15 protein-coding genes are annotated in these 18,624 nt (G+C 53.5%); 5 read left to right on the forward strand and 10 right to left on the reverse strand.

Annotated features, from left to right (window positions below; genetic code table 11):
- Positions 1–8: 8 nt before the first annotated feature.
- Positions 9–857, reverse strand: coding sequence for an MIP/aquaporin family protein (locus tag UC15_RS15920; protein WP_112289343.1), 849 nt, complete (start codon positions 855–857; stop codon positions 9–11).
- A gap of 576 nt (positions 858–1,433) precedes the next feature.
- Between UC15_RS15920 and zapB the strand changes: the two genes are divergently transcribed.
- On the forward strand, positions 1,434–1,673 hold the full coding sequence (zapB, locus tag UC15_RS15925) for a septal ring assembly protein ZapB (protein WP_013577585.1): 240 nt from the start codon (positions 1,434–1,436) through the stop codon (positions 1,671–1,673).
- Positions 1,674–1,737: 64 nt separating this feature from the next.
- On the opposite strand, the gene rraA is transcribed toward zapB, so the two are convergent.
- From rraA to priA, 7 genes are all read right to left on the reverse strand, one after another.
- Positions 1,738–2,223 carry a ribonuclease E activity regulator RraA gene (gene rraA / locus UC15_RS15930; protein WP_104923992.1) on the reverse strand — a complete coding sequence of 162 codons (486 nt, stop codon included), beginning with the start codon at positions 2,221–2,223 and terminating at the stop codon, positions 1,738–1,740.
- Between the two features lie 120 nt (positions 2,224–2,343).
- A complete protein-coding gene (locus UC15_RS15935) occupies positions 2,344–3,270 on the reverse strand; it encodes a 1,4-dihydroxy-2-naphthoate polyprenyltransferase (RefSeq protein WP_112289344.1) in 927 nt (308 codons plus the stop codon).
- Positions 3,271–3,368: 98 nt separating this feature from the next.
- The gene (gene hslU, locus UC15_RS15940; protein ID WP_112289345.1) at positions 3,369–4,703 is read right to left on the reverse strand and encodes an HslU--HslV peptidase ATPase subunit; all 1,335 of its coding nucleotides are present in this window, start codon (positions 4,701–4,703) and stop codon (positions 3,369–3,371) included.
- Between the two features lie 12 nt (positions 4,704–4,715).
- Positions 4,716–5,246, reverse strand: coding sequence for an ATP-dependent protease subunit HslV (gene hslV / locus UC15_RS15945; protein WP_015690599.1), 531 nt, complete (start codon positions 5,244–5,246; stop codon positions 4,716–4,718).
- Positions 5,247–5,361: 115 nt separating this feature from the next.
- Positions 5,362–6,315, reverse strand: a complete 954-nt coding sequence (ftsN, locus tag UC15_RS15950) for a cell division protein FtsN (protein WP_112289346.1) — start codon at positions 6,313–6,315, stop codon at positions 5,362–5,364.
- A gap of 100 nt (positions 6,316–6,415) precedes the next feature.
- Complete coding sequence (gene cytR / locus UC15_RS15955) at positions 6,416–7,444, reverse strand: DNA-binding transcriptional regulator CytR (RefSeq protein WP_112289347.1); 1,029 nt, start codon at positions 7,442–7,444, stop codon at positions 6,416–6,418.
- Positions 7,445–7,647: 203 nt separating this feature from the next.
- Complete coding sequence (priA, locus tag UC15_RS15960) at positions 7,648–9,843, reverse strand: primosomal protein N' (protein ID WP_112289348.1); 2,196 nt, start codon at positions 9,841–9,843, stop codon at positions 7,648–7,650.
- A 201-nt stretch (positions 9,844–10,044) separates the two neighbouring features.
- On the opposite strand from priA, the gene rpmE reads away from it, so the two are divergent.
- A complete protein-coding gene (gene rpmE, locus UC15_RS15965) occupies positions 10,045–10,257 on the forward strand; it encodes a 50S ribosomal protein L31 (RefSeq protein ID WP_112289349.1) in 213 nt (70 codons plus the stop codon).
- A gap of 153 nt (positions 10,258–10,410) precedes the next feature.
- Here the strand turns inward: rpmE and metJ are convergent, their stop codons facing one another.
- A complete protein-coding gene (metJ, locus tag UC15_RS15970) occupies positions 10,411–10,728 on the reverse strand; it encodes a met regulon transcriptional regulator MetJ (protein WP_004392248.1) in 318 nt (105 codons plus the stop codon).
- A 330-nt stretch (positions 10,729–11,058) separates the two neighbouring features.
- On the opposite strand from metJ, the gene metB reads away from it, so the two are divergent.
- The 3 genes from metB to metF all read left to right on the forward strand — a co-directional run bounded on the left by metB (position 11,059) and on the right by metF (position 15,808).
- Positions 11,059–12,219, forward strand: coding sequence for a cystathionine gamma-synthase (metB, locus tag UC15_RS15980; protein WP_112289351.1), 1,161 nt, complete (start codon positions 11,059–11,061; stop codon positions 12,217–12,219).
- Between the two features lie 2 nt (positions 12,220–12,221).
- Positions 12,222–14,657, forward strand: a complete 2,436-nt coding sequence (locus tag UC15_RS15985; protein WP_112289352.1) for a bifunctional aspartate kinase/homoserine dehydrogenase II — start codon at positions 12,222–12,224, stop codon at positions 14,655–14,657.
- A 242-nt stretch (positions 14,658–14,899) separates the two neighbouring features.
- A complete protein-coding gene (gene metF, locus UC15_RS15990; RefSeq protein ID WP_112289353.1) occupies positions 14,900–15,808 on the forward strand; it encodes a methylenetetrahydrofolate reductase in 909 nt (302 codons plus the stop codon).
- A gap of 75 nt (positions 15,809–15,883) precedes the next feature.
- Here the strand turns inward: metF and ppc are convergent, their stop codons facing one another.
- Positions 15,884–18,529: a phosphoenolpyruvate carboxylase gene (gene ppc, locus UC15_RS15995; RefSeq protein WP_112289354.1), complete on the reverse strand. Its 2,646-nt coding sequence runs from the start codon at positions 18,527–18,529 to the stop codon at positions 15,884–15,886.
- Between the last annotated feature and the right edge of the window lie 95 nt (positions 18,530–18,624).

The raw sequence follows: 18,624 nt of genomic DNA on the forward strand, positions 1-18,624 counted from the left end.
TTAGCCGATCAGGCCTTACGCTGTTTGGTTGGCTGCGGTGCTTTATCTTCAACCGGCACATTAATCTGATGTGGTAAATGACGACTAATCAACGCTTTATAACCTGCGGCACCCAGGGCAGCACCCACCAGCGGACCGAAAATAGGCACCAGGAAATAAGGGATATCGCGTGCACCGGTGAAGGCGACTTTGCCCCAGCCAGCGAAGTAGGCGAAAAGCTTAGGACCGAAGTCACGCGCAGGGTTCAGGGCGAATCCGGTCAGTGGCCCCATTGATGCGCCGATAACTGCAATCAGAATACCGATCAGCAGCGGTGCCAGCGGGCCACGCGGCAGGCCGTTACCGTCGTCAGTCAGGCCGAGGATCAGCGCCATCAGAACTGCAGTAATCACGGTTTCAACGAAGAATGCCTGTAATACGCTGATGTGCGGGTTTGGATAGGTCGAGAAGATACCGGCCAGATCCAGACTTTCGACACTGCCGCGCACCATGTTGTGGCTTTGCTCGAAATCGAAGAACAGATTGTAATAAAGGCCGTAGACCAGTGCGGCGGCACAGAAGGCGCCTGCAACCTGTGCGATGATGTAAGGCAGAACTTTGCGTCCTTCAAAGTTCGCGAACAAACATAAGGCGACGGTTACAGCCGGGTTCAGGTGTGCGCCTGAAATTGCGGCAGTCAGGTAGATGGCCATTGCCACACCAAATCCCCAGACGATACTGATTTCCCACTGGCCAAAGGATGCTCCGGCAAGTTTCAGCGCAGCAACACAGCCCGCACCGAAGAAAATGATAAGCCCGGTACCCAGAAACTCAGCGATGCACTGACCTTTTAATGTGGAACTCATGGTTTGGCTCATAGTTTGATCCTGTTAAGGATGATGTTAATGGTTAGTTATAGTTTTTCTGTCGTGCGTACGTGAACGTAATCGGATTTTGACGTTCATCATTAAATGAGAACGTAATGTGAATTTATCGTTAACGAGCATAAACGAGAAATAGCGAAATCAAATTTTGTGTGTCGTGTCATAAAAATGAGCGATTTCGCGTATTGGCTTAACTTGATGTAGAGCAAAAAGCACAGGGTTTAACATTTTATACGGGCGTTTGAGCCAAACGAACACCCCGCTGCATGGCACTACGGCGGCTAAGGTTATTCGGTATTAAGGACGATTTCTGGTAAGAGGTACCGCTTTTTAAGCATTTCCTGATACCCCGCACTGTTAAATTGCAACAGACTGCGTGGATAAAGGGGTTCTGGGTAGACAGGGCAAAGCTGGCTACATACAATCACCCGTTAAGACACCCGACGTTTATACGAAATTTTGAATTGAATTCGTTATGAAAATCGACGGAGTGCAGGAATTTTTGAGCCGTGTCCGGACGATGCGGCAGAACATAAGATGTGCGCCTTGCGAACATAAGGGGACCGAAAAATGTCATTTGAAGTATTTGAGAAATTAGAAGCTAAAGTTCAGCAAGCGATTGATACCATCACTCTGTTGCAGATGGAAATCGAAGAACTGAAAGAGCAGAACAACACCTTGTCTCAGGAAGTTCAGCAGGCCAGCGGCAATCACGAGTCTCTGGTGCGTGAAAACGCGCAGCTGAAAGAAGAACAACACGTCTGGCAGGATCGTCTGCGTGCACTGTTGGGAAAAATGGAAGAAGTCTGAGTACTTCCGCCATTCAATGAAAAAGGACGCCTCGGCGTCCTTTTTTGTGGCTGAAAACAGCGGTTTACTCGATATCGAGCGGATCTTCTGACAACACGATGCCGGTATTGTCGGCATACAGATGATCGCCGGAGAAGAAGGTGACGCCGCCAAAATTGACACGAATGTCGCTTTCGCCGATCCCTTCACTGCCTGCGCCCGCAGGAATGGCTGCCATCGCCTGAATGCCGATGTCGAGCTCTTCCAGATCGTCTACCTGACGGACAGCACCGTAAATCACAATGCCTTCCCATTCGTTTTGCAATGCCTGGCGTGCCAGTCCGGCATCCAGCAATGCGCGACGAACAGAGCCGCCGCCATCGACCACTAACACGCGGCCACGGCCATTTTCTTCCAGCAGGTCATAAAGCAAGCCATTATCTTCAAAGCATTTCACTGTCGTGATTTGCCCGCCAAATGAAGTACGGCCGCCAAAGTTGGAGAACAGGGGTTCGACGACATTCACTTCTTCATGGTAGATGTCGCAAAGTTCGGAAGTATCGTATTTCATAGGATTTCATCTGGTTGCTGCATGAGTGTTCAGTATATCCCTTTCCGGCAGATGTTGGCAAAATCATCAATTGTTAAATGTGAAAAGCAGCCCGATAAACGCACATCAGGCCAACTTTACTCAGTTCAGCAACAGACCTATTGCAAACAAGACGTTAGTCAGTAACGCCGCTTTTACCATATGTTCCAGAAGGGGACGTACTTCGGTGGATGTTTTAGCGCGCATCACACGCATGACGTGTTTTGCCAGCATCGGAATCGCCAGAATAAACAACCAGCCAGTCCAGTGATGCAGATGCACGGCGGAGAATATCGCCAGACACACGACAGCGGCCGTCAAAATGGTTGCATGATAGCGGCGGGCATTGACCGGGCCGAGACGTACAGCCAGCGTGTTCTTGCCATTCGCACTGTCGGTTTCGATATCGCGCAAATTATTGATATTGAGCACCGCGGTCGAGAGCAAACCGGTCGCCGTCGCCGGTAACATCACGATCCAGTCGAAATAACCCGCCTGCAAATAGAATGTGCCCGCGACGCTTATCCAGCCGAAGAAAATCAGCACGGAAATATCACCCAGTCCCATGTAACCGTAAGGGCGCGTGCCGACGGTATAGGTGATGGCGGCGCCAATCGAGAGCAGACCGAGGATCAGAAAACCTACCACGTCGCTCGGTTTGTGGCAGGCAACGGCAATCAGTGCAATCCCGCAAACGATGGTCAGCGCAATAGTCAGCATGATGGCGCGCTTCATTTGCGCGGCCGTAATCAGGCCTTTTTGCATACCGCGCAATGGCCCGACGCGATCGGGTGTATCGCTGCCTTTTTCGGCGTCGCCATAGTCATTTGCCAGATTCGACAGAATTTGCAGACATCCGGCAGTCAAAAGTGCCAGAAGCGCGATAAGCGGATGGAAAACGCCTTGCAGGCTGGCAATGGCAGACCCCATGACGATAGAGGCAAAAGCCAGGGGCAACGTTTTTGGACGCAGGCTTTCCAGCCACGCGCGGGCAGGCGTTGTCGGGGTGCAGGGAGTCATTGTGCTCATAGGTGATTTCGCTCAGGTGAAGAATCAGTCCGAAATCTAAAAAAAAATCAGGGAGGCAAACGCCTCCCTGAAGATCACTTTCGGAACGTATGAGCAAATTATAAGATAAAACGGCTCAGATCTTCATCAGCTACCAGCTGGTCAAGGTGGCTTCTAACATAATCTGCATCAATGTTTATAGAGATTCCGTTACTTTCACTCGCGTCATAGGAGATATCCTCCATCAAACGCTCCAGAACGGTATGCAGACGACGTGCACCAATGTTCTCGGTTGTTTCGTTCACCTGCCATGCTGCTTCGGCAATACGACGGATACCGTCAGCCGTGAAGTCAATGGTCACGCCTTCGGTCGCCATCAATGCTTTGTACTGATGAGTCAGCGAAGCACTCGGCTCGGTCAGGATGCGCTCGAAGTCTTCAGTCGACAGCGCCTGCAGTTCCACACGGATTGGCAGACGGCCCTGCAATTCAGGGATCAGGTCTGACGGGCTGGCAGTCTGGAAAGCACCGGAGGCGATAAACAGGATGTGATCCGTTTTCACCATGCCGTGCTTGGTCGAAACCGTGCAGCCTTCGACCAGTGGCAGCAGGTCGCGCTGAACACCTTCACGCGAAACGTCAGGACCGGAGCTTTGGCCGCCGCGTTTACAGATTTTATCGATCTCATCGATGAACACGATACCGTGCTGTTCAACGGCTTCGATTGCCTGTTCTTTCAGCTCTTCCGGGTTCACCAGTTTTGCTGCTTCTTCTTCAATCAGCAGCTTATACGCTTCTTTGATTTTCAGTTTGCGCGGTTTCTGTTTCTGAGCACCCATGCTCTGGAACATCGACTGGAGCTGATTAGTCATTTCTTCCATGCCCGGAGGGGACATGATTTCAACGCCCATCGGACCGGATGCCAGACTGATTTCGATTTCTTTATCGTCGAGCTGGCCTTCACGCAGTTTCTTGCGGAAGTTCTGGCGTGCAGCAGAAGGTTCCTGCGCTTCGTCGGCCTGTCCCCAGTTGTTTTTCGCTGGCGGGATCAGCACGTCGAGAATGCGCTCTTCAGCCATTTCTTCGGCACGGTAACGGTTTTTCTCAATCGATTGCAGGCGCACCATTTTCACGGCGGAATCGGTCAGATCGCGGATAATAGAGTCTACTTCTTTACCGACATAACCCACTTCGGTGAATTTGGTCGCTTCAACTTTGATGAACGGCGCATTAGCCAGTTTGGCCAGGCGACGCGCGATTTCGGTTTTACCGACACCGGTCGGGCCGATCATCAGAATATTTTTCGGGGTGACTTCGTGGCGCAGCGCTTCATCAAGCTGCATACGGCGCCAGCGGTTACGCAAAGCAATGGCCACGGCGCGTTTCGCTTTATCCTGGCCAATGATGTAGCTGTCTAACTCGCTGACAATCTCGCGCGGGGTCATCTCAGACATAATTTTCGATCCTTACGCTTTAGAAGACAATTCTTCGATAGTGTGGAATTGGTTGGTGTAGATGCAGATGTCACCGGCGATGCTCAGCGATTTTTCTACGATGTCGCGTGCTTCAAGCTCTGAGTTTTCCAGCAATGCACGGGCTGCCGCTTGCGCGTACGGGCCACCGGAACCAATCGCGATCAGATCGTTTTCAGGCTGTATAACGTCACCGTTACCGCTGATGATAAGGGATGCGTTTTCATCGGCCACGGCCAGAAGAGCTTCCAGACGACGTAACATGCGGTCAGTACGCCAGTCTTTTGCCAGTTCAACGGCGGCTTTCACCAGATGACCCTGGTGCATTTCCAGTTTGCGTTCGAACAGCTCAAACAGCGTGAAGGCATCAGCAGTTCCGCCAGCAAATCCGGCGATCACTTTGTCGTTATACAGGCGACGTACTTTTTTGACGTTGCCCTTCATGACGGTATTTCCCAATGTGGCCTGGCCATCACCACCAATAACGACCTTGCCGTTGCGGCGTACACTTACAATTGTTGTCACGAGCGGTTCCTCGTTGCAGACGGAAAAGATCCCCGCAGGTTTGCGGGACACTGAGCGTGTCTCACAAACTTACGGGGCATATTGAAAGTATAGATTGGGGAAGGATTACGGGTTTTCAACCCCCGGTTGCGACGGGAATGCAACCGGAGATGCCAGCGCCTTTGAGGCGCGATAGTGTGCTGTCAGCACCAGAACGGCTGTTGTACGGGCCGATGACGACGCGACTCCAGCCACCGCCGGTGGTGATCCGGCCTTCAAAACCTTCGAATGCCAGCTTGGCGCGCTGGGATTCCGCCTGCTCAGACCCTTTGAACGAACCGCACTGAACCACAAAGTGCTGGGTTTTTTCCTGCGCTTTCGGTTTTTCTGGTGCGACCTGCGTGATTGCCGCCGGTTGTTGCGGTTTCGCCACTTCTTTCGGCACCTCTTTCACCGGTTCTTTGACCTGTGGTTTCGGTTTTGGCTGAACGGCCTGTGTTTGCACCTGAGCCTGCGGCGCACGTACCGGCTGCGTTTGCGGCGTATACGTTGGCTGCACCTGACGCGGCTGAGTTTGTACCGGTTGCTGCTGCGCGTACGTCGGCTGTGGTTGCTGAACCTGGCGCTGTGCTGGCGCTGTACGCGTTTGTGTCGCCTGATTCGGGTCGTTATACGGCACTTCCGACAATTGTGTCGGCGTCTGGCGCATATCGGCCTGCATCTGCTCGAGCAACTGACGTTGTTCTGGTGTCAGCTGCGTCTTGGATTCCACCTGGCCACCGGCCGTCGGCTCGGTTGGCGTGGTCACGCCCATCTGGCGGTTTTCCAGCTCTTTGATGTAGCGCCAGCGTTCTTCTGGCTTAGGTGGCAATCCATTACCCGGACGGACAGGATGCGTCGGCAATACCACCGCTTCTTCATGTTTATTGTGCGCAATAAAATAGAGGCCACCGACAAACACCACCAGCACCGCAACGGCTAACACCACCATGGTTTTGGAGATCGTTGGGGAACTGCGTTTTTTACTCCGGCTGGTACTTTTCCGCCGCGCTCCTGAGCGCCCACGGCTTACATAGTCTCTTTGTGCCACTATCGTTTCGCTGTGTCGTGATGAATGAAGAAGTGCGTCATGTTACTCAACCCTGAACATTTACTGAAATTAAAATCACTGAACAGCCATCAAAACTGACTCACGCTTTGGGAGCGGCGGTGCTTTCACGCACAACAAGTTCGCTGTCGAGCAGCAATGAACCGCTTTGTACCTGATTTCCCTGTAACTGCTCAAGTAATAATAACATGGCCTGACGACCAAGCTGGAATCTTGGCTGCGCGACGGTGGTCAGCGGAGGATCGGTATACTGGCTGGCCTTGATGTCATCGAAGCCGACAACCGAGAGATCCTCCGGGACGCGCAGACCCATTTTTTTCGCCTGGAACATCGCGCCAATCGCCATAATATCGTTATGACAGAAAATCGCCGTTGGCGGCTCCGGCAGCGACATCAGTTCGGTAACGGCCTGTGCGCCGGATTCATAACTAAAATCACCGTCTACCGTCAGCTGCTTTTCGACGCTTAGCCCGTTACGGCGCAGTGCCTGTACATAGCCTTGTGAACGGTACTGGCACAGCGGCATATGTTTCGGCCCGGCGATGCAGGCAATGCGCTGATGTCCCAGTTTGAGAAGATAATGTACGGCTTCAAACGCGGCGGTCAGGTTGTCGATGTGTACCGTTGGCAGTTCCAGTTCCGGCGCAAATTCGTTAGCCATCACCATAGGTGGCAAATTGCGCTGTTCTTCCTTGCTGGCGTCGAAGGGTAAATCGGAGCCGAGCAGCAACATGCCGTCAATTTGCTTGGTAATGATCAGATTGATAAAGGTTTTTTCTTGCTGATTCTGTTGGGCGCAATCGCCGATGAGCACCAGATAACCGCTTTCAGCCGCCGTGCGTTCGATCCCCTGGATCAGGTCGGAAAAAAACGGATCGCAGATGTCCGGGACGATCACCAAAATCGTACGCGATTCGTTACGTTTCAGGTTGCGGGACAGGGCGTGAGGAGAATAACCCACCGCCATGACGGCCTGATCAACCTTCTGACGGGTAGAGGCGGAGACTTTCTCCGGATTCATTAACGCGCGGGATACCGTTGCTGTTGAAACGCCTGCCTGTTCAGCCACATCTTTCATTGTCGCGGCGGGTAATTCTTTCTTGTGCTCCAACGTCTCTCTCCTTGCAACAGCATCAAACTGAGACAACAACATCAACATTCCTCACCTGGCTACCGATGATGTGTAGCACATCACATTCTAAACAGAATGTGAGTAGGATTTGTTACCTAATTTGCATTAAAAGTGTGATGCAGATGCTTTTTTCGATCCATCACGCAGAAATCATGACTAATTATGCGGATTTCCTTCACGGATCAGCTGTCAATCGGGTCCACATCCAGCGTCCATTTTACTTTTTTAGCCTGCGGCAGGCTCGCAATCAATGGCTGAGAACTTTTGATCAGATGCTGTAAAACGCGCCGTGAAGGATGCTGTAACAGCAACTGCCAGCGGAAGCGACCGCTGCGTTTGGGCTGCAAGGCGGGAACCGGCCCTAAAATCCACAGCGAATCATCTTTCAGCGGGCTGGATTCGAGCAAATTGCGTAACTGCTGGAGAAACAGCGCGGACTGCTGATTATCGTGATCTTCAGAGCGGATCAGAATATGGCTGGTAAAAGGAGGAAGAAACACGCTTTTGCGCTCCGCCAGCGTTTGTCTGGCGAACTCGTCATAGCCTTGCTGTAACAGAACCTGCAATAACGGATGTTCCGGATGGTGCGTCTGCAACACGACTTCACCCTGTTTCCCTGCGCGTCCGGCACGACCGGAAACCTGAGTATAAAGCTGGGCAAAGCGCTCGGCAGAACGGAAGTCCGCCGAGAACAGCGCGCCGTCGACGTCTAATAATGACACCAGTGTGACGTCCGGGAAGTGATGCCCTTTCGCCAGCATCTGCGTGCCGATAAGAATGCGTGCGCCGCCGCGATGGACTTCATTCAGATGTTGTTCCAGCGAGCCTTTACGGCTGGTGGTATCGCGGTCAATACGCGTGATGGGCGTATCCGGGAACAACGGCGCGAGTTCGTTTTCCAGCTGTTCGGTACCAACACCGACGGAAACCAGTTGTGTCGATCCGCAATGCGGACACTGATGCGGCACAGCGCGCTGGCTGTCGCAATGGTGGCAGCGCAGCTGGCGCTGATTCTGATGCAGGGTGTAATAGTGGTCACAGCGCTGACATTCGGCAATCCAGCCGCATTCGTGGCAAAGCAGGGCAGGTGCATAACCCCGGCGATTCAGGAACAACATCACCTGATTATCGGCTTTCAGATGTTCCTGCATTTTTTGGATCAGCGGCTGAGACAGCCCGACTTTCAGCTGCAACCCTTTTAAATCCAGCAAATTCTGCCGGGCAAGTTTGGCATTCCCGGCGCGCTTGGTCAGTTTGAGCTGGCGATATTTCCCCAGTTCCACGTTGTGCAGGGTTTCCAGCGCCGGTGTTGCAGAGCCCATAATAATCGGGATATTTTCCGCATGAGCGCGGTATACCGCCAGGTCACGCGCGTGATAACGCCAGCCTTCCTGCTGCTTATAAGAACTGTCGTGTTCTTCATCGATAATAATGACGCCCAGACGCGCGAATGGCGTAAAGAGCGAAGAGCGCGTACCGATCACAATGCCTGCTTCGCCATTACGCGCCCGCAGCCAGACGGCGAGACGCTCACTGTCGTTCAGGCCGGAATGCAGCACATCCACCGGCGCGCTGAAACGTTCGCGAAAACGCGCGATGGTTTGCGGCGTCAGGCCAATTTCCGGCACCATCACCAGCGCCTGACGACCCTGCGCCAGAATGTTTTCCAGTACGCTCAGATACACTTCGGTTTTACCTGAACCGGTCACACCGGCCAGCAGCCAGGCGGAAAACTGCTGATCTTCACTGCGGATCGCGCCAACGGCGGTGGCCTGTTCAGTATTGAGCCGTAAACGCTCGCCGACCACCGAGAAATCTTTGCGCCAGTCGAGCGTGGCGGGCGCGATGCTGCGTAAATCCGTCAGACCTTTGGCGCGTAACGCCTGCAACGCCGTATCTGTGAGATCAAGATCGGCGACCTGATGGCGATACAGCGGCTTTTGCATCAGCGCAGCCATGGCCTGCTGCTGTTTTGGCGCACGTTTGAGGCTGTCGAGCGACGTAGCGCGCCCCTGTTCAGTGGCGAACCATTGCCATAGCGGCGTCAGTTCGGCGGGTTTCCCCTGGCGCAGTAATACCGGCAGCGCATGAAACAGCACTTCACCAATCGGATAATGATAATAGTCGGCCGCCCAGAACAGAATGCGCCACAAATCAGGGGTAAACAGACTGGAACTGTCGAGCACTTCGCGTACCGGTTTCAGCTTATCCAGGCCAAAATCACTGGATTCACTGACGTTGACGACAATGCCGATAGCGTCGCGTTTACCGAAAGGCACACTGACCCGGCAACCCTTTGAAACCGCCATGTCAGGTGGCAACAGATAGTCGAAAGTACGGGCAAGCGGGACAGGTAAAGCAACGTGGGCAACAGGCATTGTGGATCCAGACTATAAAAAAATGACGAGATAGTGTACACTGTGTCCTTCGAAATGCATGAACATCATTGCGCGGTTCTCAGAGATTCTGTATGATTCGCCGCCTTTGGTGCATTTCGTACTCAAAGCCTATCATCCACTACGCGTGGTGTCTGACAGAACAGGGTTGGATAGCGACGCGGCCTTAAGAAGAGGTTTTCCATGAAAAAAGGTATTCACCCTAAATACGTAGAAGTTACTGCAAACTGCTCATGCGGTAACGTTATCAAAACTCACTCAACTGTGGGTCACGATCTGAACCTGGACGTTTGTGGCGAATGTCACCCGTTCTACACTGGTAAGCAACGTGAAGTGGCTACCGGTGGCCGCGTTGACCGCTTCAACAAGCGTTTCAGCGTTCCAAGCAGCAAATAAGCTACGCTTGAGAGCAAAAAAAGGCGCCTTAGGCGCCTTTTTTGTTGCCTGTCGTTTCACTTCCCGCCAGACAAACCTTCTTTTCTCACAAAGACACTGAAAAAACGCGCGACGGGTCGCACGGTCTTTCAGCATATCTCTGTGCAGCTGCGATCAGTATTCCCAGGTATCAGGATCCACACCCAGTTCACGCATCAGGATCTTCGCCGCTTCCGGGATTTCGTCACTGCGTTCTTTACGCAGGTCTTCGTCATTCGGCAAAGGCTGACCGGTGAAGGCATGAAGGAAAGCTTCGCACAATAATTCACTGTTGGTCGCATGACGCAGGTTGTTCACCTGGCGACGGGTGCGTTCATCAGTCAGAATTTTGAGGACTTTCAGCGGAATGGATACCGTAATTTTCTTAACTTGTTCGCTTTTCTTACCGTGTTCAGCGTAAGGGCTGACATATTCGCCGTTCCACTCAGCCATGGGACACCTTAAATTTATCAAAAAATAAAATTCTGAAAACCGCGTGATTATGCCCGATTTTCACTGTTCTCACTAAATAAATGTCGGAATTTGACAGGGATATCTCACGATTTCTCCCGCGGCATTATTCGTTTTGTCACCATGCGCTCAATAACCTCAGCGCGACAGATCTGCCTGACATCTTCATTAACGCCATAATTTTAGCGGGTATTGCTCTGTTGCTCAATCTATACGCAAAGAAGTTTAGATGTCCAGATGTATTGACGTCTATAACTCCGGGCGTTACTCTTGACACCCTCATCCTCCGCAATTCGTCAGGAAGAAATGATTATGACGCACAAGCAAGCCACCATTGCCGTAGGCAGTGGCCTGAACAATGATCAGCAATATGGTTGTGTAGTTCCGCCAATCTACCTTTCCAGTACCTACAACTTTGAAGATTTCAATCAGCCAAGAGCCCATGACTATTCGCGTCGCGGTAATCCGTCACGTGATGTTGTCCAGCGTGCGCTGGCTGATCTGGAAGGCGGTGCTGGCGCGGTACTGACCAGCAGCGGTATGTCTGCTATTCATCTGGTGTGTACGGTCTTTCTGAAACCTGGCGATTTACTGCTGGCGCCGCACGATTGTTACGGCGGCAGCTATCGTCTGTTCGACAGCCTGAGCAAACGCGGCGCGTATCGCGTGCTGTTTGTCGATCAGGGCGACCCGCAGGCGCTGGCCGAAGCACTGAAAGAACAACCGAAGCTGGTGCTGATTGAAACCCCGAGCAACCCGTTGCTGCGCGTGGTGGATATTCAGGCGATTTGTGACGCATCCCGCGCCGCCGGTGCGCTGACCGTGGTGGATAACACCTTCCTCAGCCCGGCGTTGCAAAATCCGCTACAACTTGGCGCGGATTTAGTCGTTCATTCGTGTACGAAATATCTTAACGGGCATTCTGATGTGGTCGCCGGTACGGTAATATCTAAGACCGCAGAACACGCGACAGAACTGGCGTGGTGGGCGAACAACATTGGTGTGACCGCTGCAGCTTTTGACAGCTATCTGTTATTGCGTGGTCTGCGCACGCTGACGGTTCGCGTGAAACAGCAGCAAGAAAATGCACTGGCAATTGTTGCTTATTTACAGAAACAATCGCAGGTCAAAAAGCTGTATCATCCGTCGCTGCCGGAAAACCAGGGGCACGACATTGCCCGCCGTCAGCAACGTGGCTTCGGTGCCATGATCAGTTTTGAATTTAACGGAGATGAAGCTCAGCTGCGTCATTTCCTGAAAGAATTGAAGTTATTTACCCTCGCAGAATCACTGGGGGGCGTCGAAAGCCTGATTTCTCATACCGCGACCATGACGCACGCTGGCATGGCGCCGGAAGCGCGTAAAGCCGCCGGGATTTCTGACAGCTTGCTCCGTATTTCTGTAGGTCTTGAAGACAGCGAAGATTTGATTGCTGATCTGGAACATGCATTCCAGTCAGTGGCAACGAGGTAAGTATGAATGCAATAGCGGTTGCAGCGCCGGCGGGAAGCCGTCAGTTGCACAAATTTGGTGGTAGCAGTCTGGCCGACGTGAAATGTTATCTGCGCGTCGCCGGAATTATGGCCGAGTATGCCAAACCGGGCGACATGATGGTGGTGTCGGCGGCGGGCAGTACAACCAACCAGCTGATCAGCTGGCTGAAGCTCAGCCAGACAGACAGAATTGCCGCGCATCAGGTTCAGCAGTCTTTGCGCCGTTATCAGAGTGATTTGATAACCGGTCTGTTGCCGCTGGAAATGGCCGAACCGCTTATTGCTTCGTTTATTCATGATCTCGAACGTCTGGCTGTTTTGCTTGATGGCAAAATGACCGATGCGATTTACGCCGAAGTCGTCGGGCATGGCGAAGTCTGGTCTGCGCGCCTGATGTCTGCGGTGCTGTGCAAACTGGAATTACCGGCCGCCTGGCTGGATGCGCGTGAATTCCTGCGTGCCGAACGTGCCGCTCAACCTCAGGTCGATGAAGGCCGTTCGTATCCGCTGCTGCAACAACTGCTGGCGCAACATCCTCAGCAATATCTGGTCGTCACCGGCTTTATCGCCCGCAGCGATGCGGGTGAAACCGTGCTGCTTGGCCGTAACGGCAGTGACTATTCCGCCACCCAGATTGGCGCACTGGCCGACGTCAGCCGCGTGACCATCTGGAGTGATGTGGCAGGTGTTTACAGCGCTGACCCGCGTAAAGTGAAAGATGCCTGCCTGCTGCCGTTGCTGCGTCTCGATGAAGCCAGTGAACTGGCGCGTCTGGCGGCCCCGGTGCTGCACACCCGCACGCTTCAGCCGGTTTCCGGCAGCGATATCGATTTACAACTGCGTTGCAGCTATCAGCCGGAGCAGGGCTCAACGCGTATTGAACGCGTGCTGGCTTCCGGTACCGGCGCAAAAATTGTTACCAGTCACGATGATATTTGTCTGATCGAAATGGTCATTCCGTCCGGCCATGATTTTGGTCTGGCGCAAAAAGATGTCGAGCTGCTGCTCAAACGTGCGCAGATCAAACCGCTGTGTACCGGCATTCACCCGGACCGTAATTTGCTGCAACTGTGCTACACCTCTGAAGTGGCGGGAAGCGCCTTGCAGGTTATTGAAGAAGCGGCACTTCCGGCGCGTCTGACGCTGCGTGAAGGGCTGGCGCTGGTAGCGCTGGTCGGTGCGGGCGTGTGCAAGAATCCGCTTCACAGCCACCGTTTCTATCAGGAAATGAAAGATCAGCCGGTAGAGTTTATCTGGCAGGCGGAAGACGGTATCAGTCTGGTCGCCGTGCTGCGTATCGGCCCGACAGCGCACCTGATTCAGGGGCTGCACAAAACGCTGTTCCGTGCTGAAAAGCAAATCGGTCTGATGCTGTTTGGTAAAGGCAATATCGGTTCACGCTGGCTGGAACTGTTTGCCCGCGAGCAAAAGAACATTTCTGCCCGCAGCGGTTTTGAGTTTGTGCTGGCCGGTGTGGTCGACAGCAAGCGCAGTTTGCTCAATTACGAGGGACTGGATGCCAGCCGTGCTCTGGCCTTCTTTGATGATGAATCGCAGGCGCACGACGAAGAATCGCTGTTCCTGTGGATGCGTGCGCATCCCTATGACGATTTAGTGGTGCTGGACGTCACCGCCAGCGCCGAACTGGCCGATCAGTATCTGGATTTCGCCAGCTACGGTTTCCATGTGATCAGCGCCAACAAACAGGCGGGCGCGTCGGATACCCATAAATACCGTCAGATCCGCGACGCGTTTTCCAAAACCGACAGCCACTGGCTATATAACGCTACGGTCGGCGCCGGTTTACCGGTTAACCATACGGTGCGTGATTTACGCGAAAGCGGCGACAGTATTCTGGCCATCAGCGGGATTTTCTCGGGTACCTTATCATGGCTGTTCCTGCAATTTGACGGCACGCTGCCTTTCACCGAACTGGTCGATTTGGCGTGGCAGCAGGGGCTGACCGAGCCGGATCCGCGTGATGATTTATCCGGTCAGGATGTGATGCGTAAGCTGGTGATCCTGGCGCGTGAAGCCGGTTATGACATCGAGCCGACGCAAGTTCGTGTGGAATCACTGGTGCCGGAAAGCTGTGCGAACGGTTCTGTCGATCAGTTCTTTGAAGACGGCGAGGCGCTGAACCAGCAAATGCTACAGCGTCTGGAAGCTGCCCGCGAAATGGGCCTGGTGCTGCGCTATGTGGCGCGTTTCGATGCGAACGGCAAAGCACGCGTTGGGGTTGAAGCGGTGCGTGAGGATCATCCTCTGGCTTCCCTGTTGCCATGCGATAACGTGTTTGCCATCGAAAGTCGCTGGTATCGCGATAACCCGCTGGTGATCCGCGGGCCGGGGGCAGGACGTGATGTCACCGCCGGTGCATTGCAGTCTGACCTTAACCGCCTGACGCAACTTCTGTAATTTATCGCAGCCCTTCCGGTACTTACCGTAAGGGCTGTTCTTCACTTTTCCGCACCTTCCCCGCAGCAAAACCTTCCCAAAGTGAAATTCTTTCAGATTGCGTGAAGATTAATCATCCTTTGCCCTCATTTTAACGTTGACACTTTGTCCGCTTTCCGTCATTTTCTATCTATACGTTTAGACGTCCAAACGTCCATCATAACGAATCATAATAAAACGCAGTGATCCATGAGGTAGTGTTTATGAGCTTTTTCCACGCAAACCAGCGCGAAGCGCTGAACCAGAATCTGGCCGAGTTACAAGGTCAGATTAACGTTTCTTTCGAATTTTTCCCGCCGCGTACCAGCGAAATGGAAGGCACGTTGTGGAGCTCTATTGACCGTCTCAGCAGCCTGAAGCCTAAGTTTGTCTCTGTGACTTACGGTGCGAACTCAGGCGAGCGCGACCGTACGCACAGTATCATCAAAGGCATTAAAGAACGTACCGGTCTGGAAGCGGCTCCGCATCTGACCTGTATCGATGCCAGCCGGGATGAGCTACGCCAGATTGCAGAGGATTACTGGAACAGCGGCATTCGCCATATCGTGGCTCTGCGCGGTGATTTACCGGCAGGCGGTGGCAAACCGGAAATGTATGCCACCGATCTGGTGCAGTTGCTGAAAGAAGTGGGCGACTTCGATATTTCGGTCGCGGCTTATCCGGAAGTGCATCCTGAAGCCAAAAGCGCGCAGTCTGATCTGATTAACCTGAAGCGTAAAATTGATGCCGGCGCTAACCGCGCCATCACGCAGTTCTTCTTCGATGTGGAAAGCTACCTGCGTTTTCGTGACCGCTGCGCCGGTCAGGGGATTGATGTGGAAATCGTGCCGGGCATTCTGCCGGTCTCCAACTTCAAACAGCTGACGCGTTTTGCCACCATGACCAACGTGCGTGTGCCGAAATGGATGAACAGCCAGTTTGAAGGACTGGATGATGATGCGGAAACCCGCAAAATGGTCGGTGCCAATATCGCGATGGACATGGTGAAAATCCTCAGCCGCGAAGGCGTGAAGGACTTCCACTTCTACACCCTGAATCGTGCAGAAATGAGTTACGCGATTTGCCACACGCTGGGTGTGCGTCCGGAAATTGCCGTGCCGGTTCGCGCGTAATCTTTCCTGCTTAAATCCTGAAAACAAAAAACCCGCGAACTCGCGGGTTTTTCTTTGGCTGCTTTTCTGCGAAAACTAGCCGGTATTACGCATACCTGCTGCCACGCCGGCGATCGTCACCATCAGCGCCTGCTCTACGTTGGCATCCTGCTTACCGTCTTTTTCCAGCTCGCGGGAACGGTGCAGCAATTCAGCCTGCAACACGTTAAGCGGGTCGGTATAGACATTACGCAGTGCGATGGATTCTGCAATCCACGGCAAATCTTCCATCAGGTGATCGTCGTTAGAAATCGCCAGAATCACTTTGATGTCGCTCGCCAGCTGGTCGCGCAGCTGCTGGCCGAGCGGCCACAGCTCTTCATCCACCAGACGGTGATCGTAGTATTCCGCCAGCCACAGGTCCGCTTTCGCAAACACCATTTCCAGCATGCCGATACGGGTCGAGAAGAATGGCCAGTCACGGCACATGGTTTCCAGCTCGTCGCGTTTACCGCCATCCACCACAGACTGCAAACCGGCACCTGCGCCCAGCCAGGCTGGCAGCATCAGACGGTTTTGCGTCCAGGCGAAAATCCACGGAATAGCACGCAGGCTTTCAACGCCGCCGCTGGCTTTACGTTTCGCCGGGCGTGAACCCAGTGGCAGTTTCGCCAGTTCCTGTTCAGGCGTTGCGGCGCGGAAGTAAGGCACGAAGTCTTTGTTCTCACGCACGTACCCGCGGTACATCTTGCAGGACACATCAGACAGCTGTTCCATGATATCCACCCAGGCTTGTTTCGGCTCAGGCGGTGGCAACAGGTTGGCCTCCAGAATTGCAGAGGTGTAAAGCGCCAGGCTGCTGATGGTGACTTCCGGCAGACCGAATTTGAAGCGGATCATCTCGCCCTGTTCGGTAACGCGCAGACCACCTTTCAGGCTGCCCGGAGGCTGAGATAACAACGCTGCCTGAGCCGGTGCGCCGCCGCGGCCGATAGAACCGCCGCGTCCGTGGAACAGTGTCAGGGCAATACCCGCTTTCTCGCAGGTTTTGATCAGTGCGTCCTGTGCGCGATATTGCGCCCACGATGCCGCCATCACGCCCGCGTCTTTCGCGGAGTCGGAATAGCCAATCATCACCATCTGTTTGCCCTGAATAAAACCGCGATACCAGTCGATGCTCAGCAATTGCTTCATGACATCGTCGGCATTGTTCAGGTCGTCCAGCGTTTCGAACAGCGGCGCGACAGGCATCGGGAACGGGCAACCGGCTTCTTTCAGCAGCAGATGCACGGCCAGCACGTCAGACGGCGTACGCGCCATTGAAATCACGTATGCCGCAATTGAGCCTTCCGGCGCTTCGGCGATAACCTGACAGGTGTCGAGCACTTCTTTGGTGTCAGCGCTCGGTTCCCAGTGACGCGGCACCAGCGGACGCTGTGAATTCAGTTCGCGGATCAGGAAGGCCTGTTTGTCGGATTCTGACCAGCTTTCGTAATCGCCTAACCCCAGATAGCGGGTGATTTCGGCGATCGCATCGGTGTGGCGGGTGCTTTCCTGACGGACATCGATACGCACCAGCGGCACGCCGAAGCAGCGCACACGACGCAGCGTATCCAGCAACTGACCGTTGGCGATAATGCCCATATTGCAGGCTTGCAGCGACTGGTAACAGGCGTAAAGCGGTGCCCACAGCTGGTCATTTTTTACCAGCAAATCGTGAGGACGCGCAACGCGTTCGCCTTTCAGACGGGCTTCCAGATACACCTGGGTATTGGTCAGCTGCGAACGCAGCTGTTTCATGATTTCGCGGTAAGGTTCGAGGATGTCCGCACCGCCGGCCAGCTCGCGCAGCTCCGGTGTACATTCGGTCATCGACAATTCTGACACCAGCACTGCGATATCGCGCAGGAACAGGTCAGTGGCTTTCCAGCGGCTCAGCAACAGTACGTGACGGGTGATATCGGCGGTCACGTTCGGGTTACCATCGCGGTCGCCACCCATCCAGGAGGTGAAGCGCACCGGCACGGCTTCCACTGGCATTTTATAATCCAGTGAGGTTTCCAGCTGTTCGTTCAGTTCACGCAGGAAAGCAGGCACGCCTTCCCACAGGCTGTTCTCAACAACGGCAAAGCCCCATTTGGCTTCATCCACCGGAGAAGGGCGGTTTTTGCGGATTTCATCGGTATGCCATGACTGCGCGATCAGCTGACGCAGACGTCGCATGATTTGTTTGCGCTCGTAATCGGCCAGATCGTTGTGGTCGAGTTGTTTGAGGCAGTTATTCACTTCCACCAGTTTGTGGATCAGCGTACGGCGGGCAATTTCTGTCGGGTGCGCGGTCAGTACCAGTTCGATAGAAAGCTGGTCAACGGCATCACGCAATTGCTGTTCAGAGAGATTTTTGGATTTCAGACGATCGAACAATTGCGCCAGCGCTTCAGGATTGCTGGCCGCTTCGCCGTGCGGCGAAATGCTGTGATATTGTTCCGCCACGTTGGCTAAATTCAGGAACTGGCTAAAGGCACGGGCAACAGGCAGCAACTCATCATTGGAGAGATTTTGCAGCGTTGACAGTAATTCCTGTCGATCCGCGTCGTTTCCGGCACGGGAGGATTTCGACAGCTTACGGATTTTCTCAACACGATCCAGGATATGCTCTCCCAACGTATCTTTGATCGTGTCGCCTAGCAATTTACCTAAGGTACTGACATTACTTCGCATTGCGGAATATTGTTCGTTCATATTACCTCTGACCCGTTCTCTCGTTTAATTTTTATATTCTGTAAATAACTTTCACCCGTCAGGCATTCTTGCCCCGTTCACCCTGCCAACCTGGC

Origin of the sequence: Rahnella sp. AN3-3W3 (assembly GCF_003263545.1) — a bacterium.
GTDB classification, from domain to species: domain Bacteria; phylum Pseudomonadota; class Gammaproteobacteria; order Enterobacterales; family Enterobacteriaceae; genus Rahnella; species Rahnella variigena.